Origin of the sequence: Brevibacterium sp. CBA3109, from assembly GCF_040256645.1 — a bacterium.
In the GTDB taxonomy this organism is placed as follows: Bacteria; Actinomycetota; Actinomycetes; order Actinomycetales; family Brevibacteriaceae; genus Brevibacterium; species Brevibacterium koreense.
The window spans coordinates 2811453-2830446 of the sequence record NZ_CP158281.1; the positions used below are offsets into that span (position 1 = coordinate 2811453).

Annotated in this window: 19 protein-coding genes; 7 read left to right on the top strand and 12 right to left on the bottom strand. The window is 63.0% G+C overall.

Going from position 1 to position 18994, the window contains the following annotated elements:
• Positions 1-15: 15 nt before the first annotated feature.
• Together AAFP32_RS12870 and AAFP32_RS12875 are read right to left on the bottom strand one after the other, a co-directional pair.
• The gene (locus AAFP32_RS12870) at positions 16-528 is read right to left on the bottom strand and encodes a GtrA family protein (RefSeq protein WP_083248804.1); all 513 of its coding nucleotides are present in this window, start codon (positions 526-528) and stop codon (positions 16-18) included.
• An 82-nt stretch (positions 529-610) separates the two neighbouring features.
• Complete coding sequence (locus AAFP32_RS12875; protein WP_350269452.1) at positions 611-1801, bottom strand: hypothetical protein; 1191 nt, start codon at positions 1799-1801, stop codon at positions 611-613.
• A 469-nt stretch (positions 1802-2270) separates the two neighbouring features.
• Here AAFP32_RS12875 and AAFP32_RS12880 point away from each other — a divergent pair, with 469 nt between their 5' ends.
• The 5 genes from AAFP32_RS12880 (at position 2271) to AAFP32_RS12900 (ending at position 6469) form a co-directional block, all read left to right on the top strand.
• A complete protein-coding gene (locus AAFP32_RS12880) occupies positions 2271-3239 on the top strand; it encodes a methionine ABC transporter ATP-binding protein (protein ID WP_350269453.1) in 969 nt (322 codons plus the stop codon).
• Complete coding sequence (locus tag AAFP32_RS12885; RefSeq protein WP_069600734.1) at positions 3239-3913, top strand: methionine ABC transporter permease; 675 nt, start codon at positions 3239-3241, stop codon at positions 3911-3913. The genes AAFP32_RS12880 and AAFP32_RS12885 overlap by 1 nt, the downstream gene beginning before the upstream one ends.
• A 91-nt stretch (positions 3914-4004) precedes the next feature.
• Positions 4005-4841: a MetQ/NlpA family ABC transporter substrate-binding protein gene (locus tag AAFP32_RS12890; protein ID WP_101620865.1), complete on the top strand. Its 837-nt coding sequence runs from the start codon at positions 4005-4007 to the stop codon at positions 4839-4841.
• 208 nt (positions 4842-5049) lie between these two features.
• A complete protein-coding gene (locus AAFP32_RS12895) occupies positions 5050-5823 on the top strand; it encodes an NAD(P)-binding domain-containing protein (RefSeq protein ID WP_125240731.1) in 774 nt (257 codons plus the stop codon).
• Between the two features lie 82 nt (positions 5824-5905).
• Positions 5906-6469 carry an antibiotic biosynthesis monooxygenase gene (locus AAFP32_RS12900; protein WP_069600737.1) on the top strand — a complete coding sequence of 188 codons (564 nt, stop codon included), beginning with the start codon at positions 5906-5908 and terminating at the stop codon, positions 6467-6469.
• Between the two features lie 63 nt (positions 6470-6532).
• On the opposite strand, the gene AAFP32_RS12905 is transcribed toward AAFP32_RS12900, so the two are convergent.
• From AAFP32_RS12905 to AAFP32_RS12925, 5 genes are all read right to left on the bottom strand, one after another.
• Positions 6533-8323 carry a formate--tetrahydrofolate ligase gene (locus AAFP32_RS12905; protein ID WP_350269454.1) on the bottom strand — a complete coding sequence of 597 codons (1791 nt, stop codon included), beginning with the start codon at positions 8321-8323 and terminating at the stop codon, positions 6533-6535.
• 133 nt (positions 8324-8456) lie between these two features.
• Positions 8457-9446, bottom strand: coding sequence for a UDP-glucose 4-epimerase GalE (gene galE / locus AAFP32_RS12910; RefSeq protein ID WP_350269455.1), 990 nt, complete (start codon positions 9444-9446; stop codon positions 8457-8459).
• 415 nt (positions 9447-9861) lie between these two features.
• Positions 9862-10902 carry a Vms1/Ankzf1 family peptidyl-tRNA hydrolase gene (locus AAFP32_RS12915; protein WP_350269456.1) on the bottom strand — a complete coding sequence of 347 codons (1041 nt, stop codon included), beginning with the start codon at positions 10900-10902 and terminating at the stop codon, positions 9862-9864.
• Between the two features lie 247 nt (positions 10903-11149).
• Positions 11150-12355, bottom strand: coding sequence for an L-2-hydroxyglutarate oxidase (gene lhgO, locus AAFP32_RS12920; RefSeq protein WP_420883373.1), 1206 nt, complete (start codon positions 12353-12355; stop codon positions 11150-11152).
• A gap of 137 nt (positions 12356-12492) precedes the next feature.
• The gene (locus tag AAFP32_RS12925) at positions 12493-14025 is read right to left on the bottom strand and encodes a dGTP triphosphohydrolase (RefSeq protein WP_350269458.1); all 1533 of its coding nucleotides are present in this window, start codon (positions 14023-14025) and stop codon (positions 12493-12495) included.
• 114 nt (positions 14026-14139) lie between these two features.
• On the opposite strand from AAFP32_RS12925, the gene AAFP32_RS12930 reads away from it, so the two are divergent.
• Entirely contained in the window at positions 14140-14682 is a 543-nt protein-coding gene (locus tag AAFP32_RS12930; RefSeq protein WP_350269459.1) for an STM3941 family protein, read from the top strand.
• Between the two features lie 42 nt (positions 14683-14724).
• Here the strand turns inward: AAFP32_RS12930 and AAFP32_RS12935 are convergent, their stop codons facing one another.
• Positions 14725-15390 (bottom strand): hypothetical protein, encoded by a 666-nt coding sequence (locus AAFP32_RS12935; protein WP_350269460.1) that lies wholly within the window; start codon positions 15388-15390, stop codon positions 14725-14727.
• Between the two features lie 175 nt (positions 15391-15565).
• Between AAFP32_RS12935 and AAFP32_RS12940 the strand changes: the two genes are divergently transcribed.
• Positions 15566-15742: a hypothetical protein gene (locus AAFP32_RS12940; protein ID WP_350269461.1), complete on the top strand. Its 177-nt coding sequence runs from the start codon at positions 15566-15568 to the stop codon at positions 15740-15742.
• Positions 15743-15751: 9 nt separating this feature from the next.
• On the opposite strand, the gene AAFP32_RS12945 is transcribed toward AAFP32_RS12940, so the two are convergent.
• The 4 genes from AAFP32_RS12945 to madL all read right to left on the bottom strand — a co-directional run bounded on the left by AAFP32_RS12945 (position 15752) and on the right by madL (position 18924).
• Positions 15752-16441, bottom strand: a complete 690-nt coding sequence (locus AAFP32_RS12945) for a peptidyl-tRNA hydrolase (protein ID WP_350269462.1) — start codon at positions 16439-16441, stop codon at positions 15752-15754.
• Positions 16442-16465: 24 nt separating this feature from the next.
• Positions 16466-17683 (bottom strand): serine hydrolase domain-containing protein, encoded by a 1218-nt coding sequence (locus tag AAFP32_RS12950; protein ID WP_350269463.1) that lies wholly within the window; start codon positions 17681-17683, stop codon positions 16466-16468.
• Positions 17684-17767: 84 nt separating this feature from the next.
• Positions 17768-18529: a malonate transporter subunit MadM gene (madM, locus tag AAFP32_RS12955; RefSeq protein ID WP_350269464.1), complete on the bottom strand. Its 762-nt coding sequence runs from the start codon at positions 18527-18529 to the stop codon at positions 17768-17770.
• Positions 18529-18924, bottom strand: a complete 396-nt coding sequence (gene madL, locus AAFP32_RS12960; RefSeq protein WP_101643644.1) for a malonate transporter subunit MadL — start codon at positions 18922-18924, stop codon at positions 18529-18531. The genes madM and madL overlap by 1 nt, the downstream gene beginning before the upstream one ends.
• Positions 18925-18994 lie beyond the last annotated feature (70 nt).

The window sequence follows — 18994 nt, forward strand, 5'->3', positions numbered from 1 at the left end:
CGCCGGCTGCCTTTTTCAGTTCCGGTCGTCGGGAACCCTGCGGGGCTCGTCCATCTCGACAACGACCTCGGCGGCCGGTGATGCTTCCTTGAATACCCACGTCCGGTAGGCGTAGAAGCGGAAGAACATCGCCAGTCCGACGCCGATGATGTTCGTCGAGATGTTGTAGGTCAGCTGGTCACGCATATCGAGCAGGTACCAGGTCACGCCCAGCGGGATGACGGAGATGACCATTCCGGCCATGTTGACGGCGACGAAGAGCAGGATGCCGCGCAGGTTCGAATCGGTCGTCCGATCCCCGTAGGTCCAGAGCTTATTGCCGATCCACACAACGACCATGGCGATGATGGTGGAGACGATCTTGGCTTTGATCGGACTGCCCTCGAGCAGCGGAGGGATCGAGCCCAAGCCGTAGGCGAGGACGTTGGAAAGCCCCACGTCGACGATGTATCCCAGACCACCGACAGTGAGGAATTTGAACGCTTCCGCCGCGAGGCGCCGCAACCGGGCCGACAATGACTCTTCCATTACAGGCATCGAGTCTAATCGGCCAGGTTTCGGACTCGCTGAATGCCCCCGAACGCGGCGTGCCCGGCGATCACGAGGTCTCTCAGGGCCCCGGCTCCGAAACATCCATGGCTGTCGGGGCTCGCTGGGTGTGCCGCATTGCCAGGACGAACAGCAGTGCGGTGGTGACGGCGAGCGCTGGCCAGAACGTGTACCGGAAATGGTTCGACGGGACGATGGGTAAGTATCCGAACACATAGAACAGCGCCGAGGTGGCCAGCATCGTGATCTCGGGCCAGAAGGTTCTCGCAGTCGCCGTCCGTTCAGCAGCGCTCGTGTCGCGATGTCGCGCGCGGTATCGGAAGGCCAGAAGGACACCTGCCAGAAGGGTCCAGAACCACGGTTTGAAGAGCATCGGGAACGTGTCGAGCGCGAAGTCCTCAACATAGGGCTTGACGATGTAGTCGGCCTTGTCATTGCCCTGCTCGAAGCCGACCCGTGCAGCGGCATGGTGCCAACCAGCCGGCCAGTACTCCACGGCCGAGGTGAAGAAGTAGAAGGAGAACACTGCCGCCCGGTACTCTGCATAGCGGAGCGGATGGGTGATCACCTCGCTCAGCCACAGGTCCTTCAGCGCCTCCTGCTGGGCCATCGGCGAGAACGGCTCCCCAGTCGCGCCCTTGCCGTAGCAGTTCCAGTAGGCGTCCCAGATCTCGCCTTTCTCCAGGCATTTGTCGCGAGCTGTGCTGATCTTGTCCTTGAGCTCGGCCGGGGCATCCGAGGCCTGGAGAGCGCCGTTGGGCACGGAGAACATGACGTCGTCGAGGAAGATCTGCGAGATCTGACCGGTGGCCGCCACGTCCTCCTGCGATTCGATGGCCGCATCCGTGGCTTTGAGGCCCGCACCCAGGACGACGAGAACGAGCAGAGAGGCCATAGCCGTCGCAATCGCTTGCCGAGCGGCGAACCGAGCGCCCACCCGCGTGCCGAACCGTCCCGCGATCGTGGAGAAGCGTCGACTGCTGCGCAGCCGTTTGACCAACAAGTATCCGATATAGACCGCGATCGGGACGATGGCGAAGATGGCGTTCTTCCGCAGCCCGAACGCATACACGAGCAGCCCCAGGGCCGGGATCCAGAGCGGCCACGTCTTCGGGACGAAGCGGGTGATGATGAGGAGGACCACGGCCAGCAGGGGGACGGCCGCCTTGAGGTCGCCGACCACCGTCGCCACCGTGATCTCCTCGTTGTGGCAGGGAACGATCGCAGCGATCCTGATGGTGTCCTCGAACATACGGTGTTCCCATCGTCGTTCTCGCCCGACCACCGCGCCGAAATCACGAATGGTCAGGACCTTAGCTACTCAGTGATACGGGTGCGACATGACAACGAAGTGACGAGAATGCGAACTGCGATGCTCCGACCCCACGGCTTCTGACAGAGTTCGCCCGTTCGTCACCTTTTCAACGAGGTGGTGCGTTCGTCGGCAGCTCCGAGTTGCGGAAACTTCGGTCCGCTTCAGGACACGAGAATCGGCCCAAAACTTCCTCAACTCGACGGACGACTCGAGCACCGCTTCCGCAACGAGGTAGATGACGTTCGCAGCGAACCCTCGTGTCCTTGGTCACGAACGCCCAGTTGTGCGTCCCTTTATGACACCCGCATAAAGTCAGGCGCCGCCATATTGGGATGCTGAATCGTCGGCTTGCTGCTCTGTGGTCTCATGCCGTCCGTCCCCATCCCACCCACACGAGGAGGCGCCTGTGATCGAACTGCGCAGTCTGCGGAAGGTGTTCTCGGGCACCGTCGCTCTGGAGGAGATCGACCTGTCGGTCCCTGCCGGAGAGATCCACGGCATCGTCGGCCGCTCCGGCGCCGGCAAGTCCACACTCATCCGCTGCCTGACCGGACTCGATTCGCCGACGTCGGGCACGGTCGCCATCGACGGCGTCGACCTCACAGATCAGTCCGGCTCCGGTCTGCGTCAGGCCCGTCGCAGCATCGGCATGGTCTTCCAGCACGTGAATCTCCTCGATTCCCGTACCGCCCTGCACAACGTGGCCCACCCGCTGCAGATCGCTGGGGTCTCCAAGTCCGAACGCCTGTCCAAGGCGCGCGAGCTGCTGGAGATAGTCGGCCTCGGTGATCGTGTCGACAACTATCCCGCCCAGCTATCCGGCGGTCAGAAACAACGCGTGGGCATTGCCCGGGCGCTGGCCGCCGAACCCAAGGTGCTGCTGTGTGATGAGCCCACCTCGGCGCTGGATGCCACCACCACGGACCAGATCCTGGGCCTCATCCGCTCCCTTCGTGATCGCCTGGGCATCACCGTCCTCATCATCACCCACGAGATGTCCGTCATCCGCGAGATCTGCGATTCGGTGACCCTGTTGGCCGATGGTCGGGTGGCCAAGACAGGCACCCTCGCCGAGGTCATCTCCGAGCCCGGATCGGACCTGTCCAAGGATCTTGTGCCCCTTCCACCCATCACTTTGGACGAGGCGGACACCGCCCTCGTCGAGGTGTCGCTGGCCGGTACCAGCCTGCCCAAGGTCCTGACCAGTGCACAGTCGGTTGGGGTCGGCGCCGAGGCGATCCTCGCCGGTGCCGTCGAAACCATAGAGGGCAGGCAGGTCGGTCGGATCCGCTTCACGGTCGCAGGGCCGGCCCAGTCGCAGGAGCTCATCGCCGCACTGGACGCGGACGGAATCTACGCGGAGGAGGCGGCCTGATGAACGACCCCACATGGTTCGACAACCCGGCGATCACGCAGCAGATGCTGCCCGCCACTATCGAGACCCTGCTGATGACCCTGTGGTCGACCGGCCTGGCCGTCCTCATCGGGCTGCCCCTGGGGATCTGGCTGTTCACCACATCGAAGGGCGGGCTCAAGGCTCGGCCCGCGCTCCACCGGATGCTCTCGCTCATCGTCGACATCACGCGCTCGATCCCGTTCATCATCCTCATCATCGCCCTCATCCCCTTCGCCCGTTTCGTGGTCGGTTCGGCCCTGGGCTGGCAGGCGACCGTGGTGTCCCTGACCATCGGTGCGATCCCCTTCTACGCCCGCCTCGTCGAGAACTCGCTGCGTGAGGTCTCCGAAGGCAAGGTCGAAGCTGCCCTGATGATGGGCGCCTCGAACGGTCAGGTGATCCGGCAGGTCTTCGTCCCCGAAGCGAAGCCCGGGCTCATCGGGGCCGCAACGGTGACCTCGGTGACCTTGGTGTCCTACACGGCCATGGCAGGCGCCGTGGGCGGCGGCGGTCTGGGAGCGCTGGCGATCTCGTACGGCTACCAGCGGTATCAGGCAGACACGATGCTCGCGTGCATCATCGTCCTCGTCATCATCGTCGCGCTCATCCAGTTCATCGGCGACCGGCTCGCTCGCGTCGTCGACCACCGCTGAGGCCGGCCCGACAGCACACGGCCTCATCGATGAAGACTCACCGCATCGAAATTCTCGTCACACCAACGACACACATCACACAAGGAGAACCATGAAGATCAAGCTCACCGCCCTCGCCGCGAGCGCGACCCTGCTGCTCACAGGCTGCGGCCTCGTCGGCGGCGACACCGATTCCGTGGGCGAGGAGGACGGCGGCATCACCAAGCTCACGATCGGCGCCACACCGGTGCCCCAGGGCGATGTCCTGCGCTTCGTCGACGAGAATCTCGCTGAGGATGCCGGTCTCGATCTCGAAGTCACCGAGTACACGGATTACACCCTGCCGAACAAGGCCCTGTCCGACGGTGACATCGACGCCAACTACTTCCAGCACAAGCCCTACCTCGATTCAGAGGTCGAGGGCCAAGGCTACGAACTCACCGCGTTCGACCCGATCAACCTCGAACCCTTCGCACTGTTCTCGAAGTCCATCAAGGACGTGGACGACCTGCCCAAGGGCGCAAAGGTCGGCATCAACAACGATCCTGCCAACCAGGGTCGTGCGCTGAAGATGCTCGAAGAGGCCAAGGTCATCACCCTCAAAGATGGCGTCGACGCGGTCGATGCGAAGCTCTCCGACGTCGAGGACAACCCGAAGGACGTCGAGTTCGTCGAGGCCGATGCCGCACAGCTGGCTCGCACCCTCGATGACGTCGACGCCTCGGTCATCAACGGCAACAACGCTCTGGAAGCCGGACTCAGCCCTGCCAAGGACGGAATCGTCCTCGAGGACGCCAAGGACAACCCCTACGGCAACTTCCTCGCCGCGCGCACCGCGAACAAGGACGATGAGAACATCAAGAAGCTCGACGAGCTGCTCCACTCCCCCGAGGTGAAGAAGTTCATCGAAGACAAGTGGTCAGACGGATCGGTGCTGCCTAGCTTCTGAGTTCCCGGCACTCGTCATAGTGGGCCCGCGTGCGATTCTGTTGCAGAAATCGCACGCGGGCCCACTATCATCGCCGCCGCTGTTGAGCTTTCTGAGGCGGTGAGGCCACGACGGTCCGATTCCCTCGCTATTCCGAGTTCCGATGGCACAATGCTGAAAGGGGGATTTCCCTCATTCGCGAACGCATCAGTGTCGTTGGGAGCGCAGCATGAGCAGAACAATCGGAATCATCGGAGTCGGAGAGATCGCCTCGGCGATTGTGGAAGGATCGTGTGCCGGTGCCGACCACCCGGACTTCCTCCTCTCTCCGCGCAATGCCGAACGCTCGGCCCGACTGGCGAGTGACTTCGACCGGGTCGAGGTCTGCGAGAGCAATCAGGACGTCATTGATCGCAGTGAACACATCATCCTCTCCGTCCTCCCCCAGCAGACCGAGGCTGTGCTCGCCGAACTCGACATTCCCTCTGATCGCACAGTGATCAGCGCGATCGCGGGAGTCTCAACTCAGACACTGTCCCCGCTCCTGCCCCAGAACCCGACCATCGTTCGGATCATCCCGCTGCCGCCAGTGCGCGAGCGCCGCGGCGTCACCGCGGTCTTTCCCGCTCACGCCGAGGTCGAAGACTTCTTCGATACCCTCGGCGGGAGCGTGGTCGCAGAGACCGAGGAACTCTTCAGCACCCTCTCGGCCACGACCGCGACGATGTCGGCCTACTATGCCTATCTCCAGACGATCGCCGATTGGCTCGTGGGACAGGGATGGGACCGGAACGACGCCGAGCGCATCGTCCGCGGACAGTTCGCCGGCCTGGGCAACACCCTGGCAACCACCGACGCCTCGTTCTCCGCCCTGGTCGCCGGCCACGAAACTCCAGGTGGGCTCAACGAGATGCTCCACCGCGAGTGGCTGGATGAGGACAATCGTGATGCGCTGGCGGCATCACTCGACCGCGTCTTCGCGCGGGTGACCGGCGCCGAGTGACGCAGGCGGACTGCCCGAGGCTCTCGAGACCACACCCGCCCCCAGCACATAGACGGTCGTGGGATTCGTTAGGATCGCACCTATGCCTCAGCACTCTCCGATCACCGTGTCGATCTCTCGCACCGTCTTGCCCGAGCACCACCGCCGGTTCAATGCGTGGGTGCAGGCGGGACAGGAACTGGCCCGCGAGCGCGACGGGTATCTGGGATCCGGGTGGGTGAGAACATCCCCTGATTCGGACGAATGGCACGTGCTCTATCGGTTCGCCGATGCGAAATCGCTGCGCTCCTGGGACGAGTCCGAGGACAGGCGGTGGTGGATCGAGAGCGCATCCGAACTCGTCGAGACCACCCGGGTCGAACATCGGACGGGCATCGAGGGCTGGTTCGAGCCGCAGGGTGAGGAGAGTCTGACGATCCCCGAAACGGTCGTGCCTCCGCGGTGGAAGCAGGCAGTGAGCATCTTCCTGCCGTTCTTCCCACTGAGTCTGCTCTCGACGCTCCTCCTCATGCCGCAGCTGGAGAGCTGGCCGACAGTGCTGGCCGTCCTGCTCAACATCTGCATCCTCACACCCCTGATGACCTACATCTTCCTGCCGGCGAGCACCCGATTGCTGCGACCCTGGCTGAACAAGCCCCGCCAGTGAAGCAGCTGCCCATCGCCGAGGTTGCCCGCGCTCAGCGTCGAACGCTCAGTCCCGGTCGCAGGCTCAGAACAGTCCGGTGATGTTGCCGTCCTCGGTGACGTCGATTGTCAGCGCCGAGGGCACCTTGGGCAGGCCGGGCATCGTCATGATGTCACCGGCGATGACGACCACGAAGCCGGCACCGGCAGAGAGTCGCACGTCTTTGACCGCGATGATGTGATCCTTCGGTGCTCCCCGCAGGCTGGCATCGGTGCTCAGTGAGTACTGGGTCTTGGCGATGCAGATCGGCGCATCGCCATAGCCTTCGTCCGTGAACTGCTTGAGCTTACGTTTGACCTTGGTCGGCAGGTCGACGTCGGCGGCACTGTAGATTCGCTGTGCGATCGTGCGGATCTTCTCCTCCAGCGGACGGTCCAATTCGTAGCTGTACTGCCCCTGTGGTCCTGGTGCCGAGGAACCCGCCGCGGGGGCCTCGGCGTCTCCGGATGCAACGCCTCCGACGAAGAACGAACCGTCATCGACAGCCGCCCCTGCATTCCCCGCACCTCCGGCAGCTTCGACGACCGCCTCGGCCAGTGCCAACGCACCCTTGCCGCCATCGGCCCAGTGGGTCGACTCGACAGCTGAGATGCCCTTCGAGCGCAGATGGCTGATCGCAGCGGCCATCTCCTCGTCGGTGTCTGTGGGGAACCGGTTGAAGCACACGACCGGGGTCAGCCCATAGATATTGAGCAGATTGTCGCAGTGGTGCTCGAGGTTGACCATACCGCCGAGGATCGCCTCGGTGTTGGGCGTCTGCACGTCCTTGACCTCGACACCACCGTGGTACTTCAGCGCACGCAAGGTGGCCACGACGACCACAGCCGAGGGCCAGATGCCTGCGGTGCGGCACTTGATGTCGAGGAATTTCTCGGCACCCAGGTCGGCACCGAAGCCGGCCTCGGTCACGGTCCAGTCGCCCAACGTCATCGCCGCCCTCGTCGCCAGCAGGCTGTTGCAGCCGTGGGCGATGTTGGCGAAGGGACCGCCGTGGATGAACGCCGGCGAATGCTCCAGGCTCTGGACCAGATTGGGCGAGAGCGCATTGCGCAGCAGTGCGGTCATTGCCCCGGCAGCACCGATGTCGGAGACCGTGATGGGTTCACGTGTCCGGCTGTGGGCGAGGACGATTCGACCCAGGCGCTCCTTGAGGTCGGTCAACGAGGTGGACAGGCAGAAGACCGCCATGACCTCGCTGGCGACGACGATGTCGAAGGCATCCTCGCGGGGCACTCCCCCGTTGATACCGCCGAGTCCGACGACGACTCCGCGCAGCTCCCGATCGTTGAGGTCGACGACGCGGCGGATGTGGATGCGCCTGACGTCGACGTCGAGTTCGTTGCCGTGGTGGATGTGGTTGTCGAGCATGGTCACGGCCAGGTTGTTCGCCGCGGCGATGGCCGCGAAGTCGCCGGTGAAGTGGAGGTTGATGTCCTCCATCGGCACCACCTGGGCGTATCCGCCGCCGGCTGCTCCGCCCTTCATCCCGAAGACCGGCCCCATGCTGGGCTCACGCAGGGCGAGGATGGCCTTGCCGACTTCGGGTTTCGAGCGTGCGAGTTCGTTGAGCCCATCGGCCAGTCCGATGCTCGTCGTGGTCTTGCCCTCGCCCGCCGGTGTTGGGCTCATGGCGGTGACGAGGATGAGTTTGCCGTCGGTGTTGGATTCGGCTGCTCTGTCGAGAACGTCGATGGGGACCTTGGCCTTGGTCCATCCGTAGGGGACGATGTCCTCTTGTGCCAAGCCCAGTCCAGCGGCGACATCGACGATGGGATCGAGCTCGGCGTTGAGCGCAATATCGAGATCTATGGTCATAGTGCCATCATGCCGCTTCCCAGCTGGTTTGTGACCACCAATCGAGAGTGAATTCGCACCATCTGCACCGAGTTCCACGACTCGCAACAGCGACCGGCTGGTCATTTCGCGAGAAACCAGCGCAACCCTCGACCTACTCCTCCGGCAGCATTCCGGCTGCTTCGACGGCGCTGGCCACGATCTCGTCGAGGTCGAACTCGGCCTTCCAGCTCAGCAGCGCGGAGATCCGGGACACGTCGGCGACGAGTGCGGGAGGATCTCCTGCACGACGCTCACCCATCTCGGGCACGATCTCACGTCCGGTCGCCTCGGCGATGGCGTCGATGACTTCCTTGACGGACGCTCCCGTTCCGGTGCCCACATTGAACACCGTCTCCGAGGTGGCCCCGGACTTCATGTAGTCGAGCGCGGCGATGTGGGCCTCGGCGAGGTCCTTGACGTGGACGTAGTCGCGGATGCAGGTGCCGTCGGCGGTGTCATAGTCGTCGCCGAAGATGATGGGGGCCTTGCCGTCGGCGATACGGCCGAGGACGATCGGGATGAGGTTCATGACGGCGGTGTCGGCGAGGTCTGACCAGCCGGCACCGGCGACGTTGAAGTAACGCAGCTTCACAGCGTTGAACTTCTGACCGCGCATTGTCGCCGAGGTGATCGCATTGTCGATCATCCACTCGCCGATGAGCTTCGTCTGGCCGTAAGGGTTGATCGGTCGGCAGTCGAGATCCTCGCCGACCATGTCGACATCGGGCATGCCATAGGTCGCGGCCGATGATGAGAAGACCAGGGATTCGATGCCGGAGCGTTCGGCGGCTGCCAGAACATTCGTCAGTCCACCGACGTTCTGGCGGTAGTACATGATCGGTTCTTCGACCGATTCGCCCACCTGCTTCTTCGCGGCGAAGTGGATGATCGAGTCCACCGAGTGCTCTTCGATTGCGGCAACGAGGCGGTCTTCGGCGTCGGAGGCGGCAAGGTCGAGGTTGACGATCGGCAGACCGGTGACTCGACTTTCGATCCCGGTGGAGAGGTCGTCGACGACGAGCACGTCATCGCCGCGCTCCGACAGCAGCCGCACTACGTGGGAGCCGATGTATCCGGCACCTCCGGTCACCAGAACACTCATGTGCCGATCTCTCTTTCACTAGCTGACTCACAGCGGTCGATGCGCGCCGCCGTACTCACAACAGAATACGTGACCAGCCCAGCTTCCCAGACATCAAGGCACGCTGAGTGACCGGTGTGGAGTTGCCCGGAGTCGGGACGACCTCTGTGCAAACTCTCGCATCACTGCAAGAGTGGAAATGCCGACGTCCACGTCGACACGTGCTCCGAGATCATTCGGGTGCCGCAAGAACATGACTCACTCTCAGCGACTTCGCTCACGCGTCTACGTCGCAGACAGCGGCTGACCGTTCGGGGACTGCCCGTCGTTCGGCCCTGCTGCGATAGACCGCAACAACGCGAATTCCCGCACCCGACGACGCCGATGGGCACCGTCGAATGCGGGAACGCAGTCTCTTGCGGTCAGTCTGCTGCCGTCAGTCTGCCAAGGCCGTTGCAACGTCATAGCGCAGTATCGCCGCCATTCCGTCGGCGACGTCACCGTCGATGAGGCCAACCTCGGCTGAGGAGAGAACAGCGTCAGCCAGGATCGGACCCTCGCCTTCAGATCTGACGTCGTAGTTGAGGAGTACGGTCGCGACGGCCCCACGCTGAACAGCTTGAGAGACCTTCTCCTGCCCTTCCACAGCCAGGTCGTGCGCCTTGCTGTAGGACAGGTTCTCAGTGTGTTCGCGCTGCTTCGCCTGGACGCGGTCGGAAGCCAGCGACTTCAAAGCACTGTAGAGCGCCTCTTCGGCAGCATCGTCATCCGTGCCTCCCTGCGAAACCTCCTCCAGGAGTTCGCCGGCTCTGGTCGAGAGTTCGGCCTTCACTGCAGTCCTGCCCTGAACCTCACCGGCAACGACGACGAGTTCCGGGGCGCGAACACGAACGATCTCATCGACATGGTCGGCAACCGCGCGAGCGTTGTCTTTGACGATCTCATCGGCACGACGCCGAATCTGATTGTGCGACAGGGCTCCTTCACGTGGTGCGTGAATGTCCTCGTCGCTGTCGCCGCTGACAAGTGACTCATCGTGCTGCGTCGCCTCATGCTGAGGGGATACACGCAGCTCACGGATGGTTGCGCCTTCCTGGTCGGCGATGATGAGGACCAGGTCGACCAAACGAGATCCTTCACGGACGTAGGCACCCAGCTCAGGGAATTGGCCATAATGTGCGACGTCACCGGTGCCGAGTGCAGCATCCCAATGTTCGTCGAGGACGATCCCGCCGGCATTGGCAACGACGATTCGCCCGTCGGTCTGAACTTCCGTGATGTCTTCGACGATCAATGTGTCGTCGAGGTGGGCAAGAATCTCCTCCGCTGCCCCGGCGCTCGCCAGGTTCTCACGGAGCTCGTCCCATCTGAGACGCACCTGCTTCTCGGCATCAGCGGCGGGAGAGCGTCCTTCCATGTAGACGGTGGCGAAAGGTCCCTGTTGGTCATAGACGGTGCGTAGAGTTTCGAGGTTCATCATCAGCTCCTCAACTGTTCTCGTCGACATCTGCCGACGATCGTGGAAAGTTCGAAGACGACTGGGCAGCCCGGAAGCATAGTCGAGCGTGACCTCAGCGGCTCACGGTGACTCGATCAGCTCCGTTCGTCATCAGTGCCACATATGCGCGGTCTACTCCAGGCTTGCACCTATCACCGGTGCTTGTAAACAGCCATCCCACGGGTACCGTCAGTTGCCCGGGGGGAAGGTCGTCGTCCTCGTCCGCTCAGTTGAGGGTGGCGGTGTCGATGAGATGTTCGGCGATCGCCAGCGCCGAGGTGGCCCCGGGCGAGGGCGCATTCCGGACGAACATCGTGGCTCCCGCGCGATCGATGACGAAGTCATCGACCAGGGTTCCATCCCGGTTCATCGCCTGAGCCCGGATACCGCGGGTGGCTCGGTGCCCGCCGGCTCCGTCGAGTGCGGGCACGTAGCGAGCGGCTTCGGCGACGAATTTTTCGATCGAGAACACACCGCCTATCTCCCGGGCGGCCGTTGCCATGTTGCCGGCTGCGAATTTCCAGAATCCCGGGTCAGTCGCGACGGCGAGGGAGTCGGGCACGTTGAGACCGAGTCCCTTGTATCCTTCCCTGGAGAAGGACAGGAAAGCATTGGGGCCGATCATCAGTCCGCCATCGATGCGGCGGGTCACGTGGACGCCGAGGAAGGGGTATTTCGGATCTGGGACGGGGTAGATGAGGCCGTTGACGACGTCGCTGAAGCTCGGCTCGAGGATGAAGTATTGGCCGAAGAACGGCACGACACTTGGGTTCCTGCCCTCGCCTGAGCGTGCGGCCAGTCGGTCCGCTTGCAGTCCGGCGCAGGTGATGACCTGGTCGTATTCCTGAGAGTCGAAGTTCGAATGGACGATCGCAGTGCTGCCGGCGCTCCCACTGCGCGCCTCGATCCTCTTCACCTCTGTGGAGAATCGGACCCGGCCACCGCCGCGGCGGAAGTCTGCGACGAGGGCTTCGGTCAGGCCCTGGTAGTCGATGATTCCGGTGTGTGGTGAGTGCAGTGCTGCCACGCCTTCGGCATTCGGCTCCACCTCGAGCAGTCCCTCGCGGTCCAGAAGTTCGACATCGGGGACACCGTTCGCTCGTGCGCGAGCATGGATCCCGTCTAGCCGCTCCACTTCGACATCATTGGTCGCGACGACGACCTTTCCACACTCTTCGAACGCGACATCGTGTTCGCGCGCGAAGTCAAGCAGCAGTGAGACACCACGGCGGCAGAGCAGTGCTTTGAGACTTCCGGGCTCATAGTAGAGACCTGCATGAACGACCCCAGAATTGTGGCCGGTCTGATGCGCTGCGGGCCGGTCCTCCTTCTCATACAAAGTCACGTCTGCACCGTCGTGCTTCTGGATCAGCCCTCGAGCCACGGCGGATCCGATAATTCCCGCGCCGATGACGGCGAAACGCTTCTTCACGCCCACACTTCAACCCCTTAGTCTGCTGCTGCGGATGATCCGAGACTATTGCACTTTTGCACAACCTGCATAAAGGTCTCGTTGGCAGCAGTCAGCGGACAAACATCCTGTCGGGGACTGTCCGCCTGCTCGCACGGTCACAGTCCCCGTCCGGCCTCCCACGGCTCTTCCGAGGAACCGGTGATCAACGCGTTGACGGACATGGCCTGCGCATCGGTGAACGAGGCGATGTAGTCCACGACCGCCCGAGCCCGCCCCAGTCGGACGATGGCACTGGCTCCCTCTTCGCCGAGGCTGGCCGGATCCCTGTCGTAGAGCTCCTGGTACTCCTCGGTGGCGGCTTCGACCGAATCGAGCAGGCGGCGAGGGATCGTGGTCGCCTCCTCAGGGTCTCGCAGCCATTCGTGGAAGCCCTCCACGAGCGAGGCGATGATCCTCGTCTGCCCACGCTGGTAGACGGCCAGGTCAGAGCGTTCGAGCACGAACCTCGAGTGGACGAACTTCAGCACCACCACGTCGTGCCAGGCGGTGTCTGACAGACGCACATGCCCGCTGCGGATATGCGGTTCGGAGTCGACGACGATGGAGGCCTTGAGCCGATCGATCCACCTCCTGGTGAACGCCGTCACGGCCCGGTCGGCCTCCAGTCCCCCGTCATAGGGCACGGCCAGCAGACCCTCGACAAGATCCCGGTTGACCCGCTGCACCGACTGCCGGAACGCATCTTCGTCGGCAATCCACGGGTCCTTCTCCTGAACGTGGCGCCACATCGACTCGAGCGCATGGCCCGGCCTGCGACGGTCCAACTCCGTGTCGTGCAGCCCGCCAAGCTCGCGGCAATCGCTGAGCCACCGGGTCATCTCGGCGGAGACGCTGGTGTACTGAAGAATGTTCGACCGGTAGAAATCGTCGAGGTCATGGACCGCATAGGCGATGTCATCAGCGACGTCCATCACCGCGCACTCCAGCGTCTGCTGGTGCCGGCCCATGCGCGGGAACACCGACAGCGCATCGTGCATCTCGGCGGTCTCGGTCATGTAGGCAGAGAACTTCATCGCCCCCTGCGACACCTCGTCACCGACTCCCCTGGGCATCTCGGCCGAGCTCAGTCGCTGATGCTGGATCCAATCGCTACGCGCCCACGGGTACTTCAGCACCGCGGCCTTGACCGCCCGGGTGAGATTGAGCCCACGCGCCGTGGCGTCACAGCTGTCCAGAGCGGTGAGGATGCGGAACGTCTGCGCATTTCCCTCGAATCCGTCGGGCAGGCGCAGCACCGACCGCGAGACACGATCGAGTTCCTTCTCGCCGAGGTGGCCGAACGGAGGATGGCCCATATCGTGGGCTGCGGCGGCAGCCTGGACCACGACCGGGTCGCACCCTCCGAGTTCCCCAAGCAGTGAACGGGTGCGTTCGTCGGAGTTGTTCAAGGTGATGGCGATCGAACGGGCCACGGCAGAGACCTTGAGCGAATGCGTCAACCGGTTATGGATGACGGTGCCCGAACCCACCTGCGGGATGACCTGAGTCACTGCGGCCAACCGTGAGAAGAAGGGGGAGAATCGGATCCGCTCGATATCGACACGGAACTCGTCCTCGCCGGGTTGACCCGCCTCGGCGACGTCACGGGTGCGTCCACCGTCGTTGTGAAGTTTCAGTCTCTCCGTCATGATGGCCTCCAGCCTACAGAATCGCCGACCCTACGCGGCATAGCAAGCGGCCTTTGGCTATCATGGAGTGTTCCGCCTTCTCCGGAACCACTGACTATTCAGGAGACTCTCCGCATGGCAACACCGAAAAAGGACGTCGACGCATGGGCAGCAACTCTCGCCCAGGGACAGTCCGTTCCCTTCCTGTTCTCCCGCGGTAAGACAGTGGGGCTCATCATCGTCTCCCTGATCTTCGTATTCATCGGCCTCCTCATGGGCCTCGGCGGCAGCTTACTGTGGATGATCATCGGCTGGGTCGCCGTCGTCTTCTTCCTGCTCGGGTGCGTCGTTCTCGTGCGCAGGCTCTTCACCCGCGTTCCTGGTCTGACGGTCTCCCCCGAGGGAATCGCCATGAAGACCGCCAAGGCAGGGGTCGTCCCATGGTCAGAGATCCTCGACATCCACCCGGTGAAGCAGAACTCGAATGTGTTCATCGAGATGGTCATCACCACCGACGAGGCTGAGCGACAGGCGGCTGCAGGTCTCGGCGTCGCGGAGCTCCCGACCGAAGACGGCAACTCGAAATTGGTGCTCTGGGCACCAAATGGATTCGCTGTAGGCAAACCAGAGCTGTGCTACTGGCTCGAACAAGAACACTCCACACGCGCCAGCGTGTGAGACACCATCGAATGACATGACAGAACGGCGAGCATGATGACGTCAGTCCACGCGTTTGAAGGTATTGCGCCCGGTGAACGCCAACCACAGGCCGCCTGCGATCATGACCACACTGGCGACCGCCATGACGATATCGCTGACACTGGTGATCCCGTCTTCCTTCAGCACAAGACCAACGGCGAGCGCACCGGCAATTCCGAACACGGTCACAGCGGCTCCTATGACCTTGAGTGTGAAGGCACTTCGCCCTCGCACGATGAGGAGCAGGTAAGCGCCGAGAAGGCCCAGTGACCCGATGCCGGCTACGACCTTGAAGGTCTCTTTGCTGGGATCACTGGACGCGGTAACCAGACAGAAGACGCCCAGACCTCCGAGCAGCGTCACTGGAAGACCGATGAGGAACGTCAGATTTTCGACGGTGGTGACGAAGGTATGCAGCGGGTCGTGGACGATGACTTCCTCGACCGGGGCCCCGACCTGGGTGATGCTCACGGGTTCTGCGTCCCGCTGCCGCTCGGCCCGCTTGAGTCTGCGTTCGTGCCTGATGTGGACGGTGATCGTGAAGATCGGCCACGCAATGAGAAGCAGGAATCCGACGCTGCCCAGAGCAACACCGAAACCGTGGAGATAGTCGATCATTGCTCCGCCGATGATGATCAGCAGCCCACCGGGGAAGAACATGCACACCAGTTGCCCCTTGAACGTCACCCGTCCACCACGATCCCTTCGGTACTGTGTCCCTCTGTCGATCAACCTCGCACAATGTTAACCGCGCTGCCGACCTCACCGCAGAACTGGCGCACTGCGGCAAAGCGCCGAACCGCATCCTTGAGACTTGCATCACAGTGGCGTACGGTCATAAGCACTACAGGAGGTGAGTCCGATGACTGGAGTCAACGAAGATTTCTATCAGCCGGGGACCCATCCAGGCGACATCATCGACGTCTGGGATGAGGAAGCCGGCGAGATGGTCAAGCACATGATCATCCTCGACGAGTTCGGAAACGGTACCAAGACTCGTCCCCTCTACGAGGACGAGAAAGAGGAAGTCACGGAGTAACCGGGACCTTCACCACCACGCACGAACGGTCTCGGTGGGACCGTCGACCTCGGTGAAACCCGCGTCTACGACGCTCACGGGTCGATTCGTCTTCGCCCACTCCGCCTTCGTCGGTGTGACCACGCGCAGATCGAATCCTGCTTCGCGCCACCGTTGGCGAATCTCGGCGGGCATCTGCTCGTAGGCCAGCTGTGCGCCGTGACCGCACTGTGCCGCAGCCTTCCCCGTCGTCAGCGCCACCAGCGGTGAGAGCTCGATCGTCACAATGGCCTGATCGGCGGTGACTGACGTGCCGCCCTCATCGGGGAACTCGGTGCCGCCCACCTGCAGCTTCTTCAGCTCCTTCGGCAGGGGGTCGACCGGTCCGGGAGGCAACACGAGCGCCTCCGCCGGACCGAATTCCTCTGTGCCTCCGAAAGTCACCGACACGCAGCCAAGAGCCCGTGCATCCTCGAGCTTCTGACCGTCTCCGCGGCGAACGACCTTGCGGATCGCTCCGTCGCGCCAGTACTCGACCGCCTCATACCACTGGCCCTCCGGCTGCGAGCGAGGGTCGTCGAGGAAGGCGACTACGGCTCGGGCGGTGGCTTCGAGGACGTCGATGTGGCGGGCGATGTTCGTCTTCGACCGTCGAACCACGATCGGCAGGGACCACGGAACTTCATGGTCATACTCGTGTCTGCGCATGTGGACGGTCATAGGAATCATCCTAGCCAGGCCCACTCACCTCCCGGCGAGTGCCTCCAGCAGATCCTTGGCCCGACTGTCGACGTTCTCCGTGAGCATCTCGTTGGACAGGAACGAGAACCCGAGTCCTTCGTCGATCCATGCCCCATGCAGACTCCCGCCGGCACCCGAGTGTCCGAAGGCCCGGTCGACGGGCCCATACGTTCCGATCGGGTCGTTGAGTTCGAATCCGAGACCGAAGCGTAGGGGCCGATCGTTGAGTGCGTCGAGTCCTGCCGATCGTGTCCGCAGCGCATCTTCCATGGCTTCGGGTGTGACGATTCCCCCGCCGAGGCGGCCGGGGGTGACCAGCAATGAGTAGAGTTTCGCCATCGCATCGGCAGTGCCCATTCCGCCCCCGGCCGAGACCTCCGCAGCATGGAAGACACGGGTGTTCATCGGCAGGGTCGGTGCCAGCAGCGAGGCGTACATGCGGTCGATGATCGCTCGACGCTTCGGATCGTCCTTCAAATAGGTCGAGATTGAGTAGCCGGGTGCCTGGAAGATCGGTGCCACACGATCCTCGTCCCCTGCGGGCAGTCCCAAGTGCAGGTCGAGTCCATAGGGCACAGCGAGGTCCTCGTGCAGCCATTGGGCGACGTTGCGGCCGGTGGCGCGGAGGATGATCTCCGACATCATGTACCCGTAGGTCACCGCGTGATAGGCGACCTTCGCCCCCGGCACCCAGAGCGGAGCCTGCTGGGCCAGGATGTCCGCCATCTTCCTCGAATCGAGGAACTGCCACTGTGCCTCGCCTGCACGCGGGTGTTCCTGGGCATCGAGGGAGGGGTCGGGATCCACGTAGGGAAGACCGACCGTGTGTGAGAGCACCTGCCCGACGGTCACCGCTTCCTTGCCTGCGGCCGCGAACTCCGGCCAGTAGTCGGCAACAGGAGCCTCGACATTCAGCAGCCCCTCCCCTGCTGCTTTGGCCGCAATCATCGCCACCAGGCCCTTTGTGCCAGAGAAGAACACCGTCAGTGTCCGTTCGTCCCATGCCCTCGCCGAGGTGTCTCCGCGCTTGCCGGCGACACCGGCTTTGAGTTGGATCACCGGTTGCCCGGCACGGTAGACGCTGAACTGCATCCCGCCCTGGCACTGCGAAGCGTGCCGGGCAAAGACCTCGGTGAGGCGTTTGCGTACCGCCAAGCCGAGTACCTCGTCCGCGTCAGTGCTGGATAGTTTAGGGAGTGTGTTGTCATGGTGCTCAGTCATCGTGTCTTCGGCTCTTCCTTATCAGAAGCTGCGACCGGTCAGAGTCCGTGTCTTGTCAACGGCGCGGGGACCGCTGCCATTCACTCAACCGGCAATGGCCCTGACCGCAAAGTACAGCACCGAGGGCGCCAGCAGCAGCCCGAGGCCTGTGTAGAACGTCGAGGTCATGGCTCCGTAGGGGACCAGTCGCTTGTCTGTGGCTGCCAATCCTGCAGTCACGCCGCTGGTCGTGCCCACCAGGCCACCGAAGACGATGGCCGAACGAGGGTTGTTCAGACCAATGTATTTCGCCACGAACGGTGTGGCGACCATCGTCAGCACCGATTTGACGAGTCCGGCCCCGACGCTCAGTGCGATGACCCCGCTGCCGGCGCCGAGTGCTGCGCCGGTGACGGGCCCCACGATGTAGGTGGCCGCACCCGCGCCGATCGTCGTGAGGTCGACGGGATCGCGGTAACCGAAGAACCAGGCGACGACGGCTCCGATGCCAAACGACAGGACCACACCGAGCACGAGTGCGATGATGCCGCCCATGCCGGACTTCTTCATCTCCTCGAAGCTGGCCCCGAAGCCGGTGGCCACGATCGCCAGATTGACGAGCATGCCCCCGCCCATGAGCCCGATTCCGGAGAAGAGGCTGAGGTCGGCAATACCGTCTTCACCTCCTGTGACCACGCCGCCGATATATGCGAGGACGAGGCCCAGGATGATTGCGATTGCCGATGCTTGGAACTTCCCTCGGGTGAGCACCTTGGAGATGAGCACAGCCACGGCCATGACGAGCCCGACCAGGGCGAAGGCAACGATGAGGTCGTTGTCCTGCATTGTCGATACCAGTGCGTCCATCAGTTGACCTCCGAGAGTTCTGCGACCGGCTCATCGATTCCCGGTGTCTTGATTCGACTGAGCACGGGCACCAGGGCGAAGCTGGCGATCACAGCAACGGCTCCTGCCACGAGCGCCACCGGCCCGGCAGTCACGGCACCGACGACGTTCTGTGTCGCGGCCATGGCGACGACGATCGGGATATACATCCCCGACCAGAACGAGATTCCGGCTGAGGTTTCGGGCTTGAGCCTGCCTCGGCGCGCAAGGAAATTCGTGCACAGGATGAGCAGAAGCATAGCGATGCCGACGCCGCCGACGTTTGCTTCAACTCCGAGTAGGTCACCCAGCAGCGTGCCGATCCATGTACCGATCAACAGGCTTCCGGACAACAGGGCTACGCCCAGGATAATCACGGTAACGACCTTACTGTTCGACTATGTGCCACATCCGTCCGGACGCAGACCTGTGAAATCCTATACGACG

Coding starts and splice junctions, on each gene's coding strand:
- AAFP32_RS12870 (WP_083248804.1), bottom strand. CDS start 528: ATGGAAGAGTCATTGTCGGCCCGGTTGCGGCGCCTCGCGGCGGAAGCG.
- AAFP32_RS12875 (WP_350269452.1), bottom strand. CDS start 1,801: ATGTTCGAGGACACCATCAGGATCGCTGCGATCGTTCCCTGCCACAAC.
- AAFP32_RS12885 (WP_069600734.1), top strand. CDS start 3,239: ATGAACGACCCCACATGGTTCGACAACCCGGCGATCACGCAGCAGATG.
- AAFP32_RS12890 (WP_101620865.1), top strand. CDS start 4,005: ATGAAGATCAAGCTCACCGCCCTCGCCGCGAGCGCGACCCTGCTGCTC.
- AAFP32_RS12895 (WP_125240731.1), top strand. CDS start 5,050: ATGAGCAGAACAATCGGAATCATCGGAGTCGGAGAGATCGCCTCGGCG.
- AAFP32_RS12900 (WP_069600737.1), top strand. CDS start 5,906: ATGCCTCAGCACTCTCCGATCACCGTGTCGATCTCTCGCACCGTCTTG.
- AAFP32_RS12905 (WP_350269454.1), bottom strand. CDS start 8,323: ATGACCATAGATCTCGATATTGCGCTCAACGCCGAGCTCGATCCCATC.
- galE (WP_350269455.1), bottom strand. CDS start 9,446: ATGAGTGTTCTGGTGACCGGAGGTGCCGGATACATCGGCTCCCACGTA.
- AAFP32_RS12915 (WP_350269456.1), bottom strand. CDS start 10,902: ATGAACCTCGAAACTCTACGCACCGTCTATGACCAACAGGGACCTTTC.
- AAFP32_RS12925 (WP_350269458.1), bottom strand. CDS start 14,025: ATGACGGAGAGACTGAAACTTCACAACGACGGTGGACGCACCCGTGAC.
- AAFP32_RS12930 (WP_350269459.1), top strand. CDS start 14,140: ATGGCAACACCGAAAAAGGACGTCGACGCATGGGCAGCAACTCTCGCC.
- AAFP32_RS12940 (WP_350269461.1), top strand. CDS start 15,566: ATGACTGGAGTCAACGAAGATTTCTATCAGCCGGGGACCCATCCAGGC.
- AAFP32_RS12945 (WP_350269462.1), bottom strand. CDS start 16,441: ATGACCGTCCACATGCGCAGACACGAGTATGACCATGAAGTTCCGTGG.
- AAFP32_RS12950 (WP_350269463.1), bottom strand. CDS start 17,683: ATGACTGAGCACCATGACAACACACTCCCTAAACTATCCAGCACTGAC.
- madM (WP_350269464.1), bottom strand. CDS start 18,529: ATGGACGCACTGGTATCGACAATGCAGGACAACGACCTCATCGTTGCC.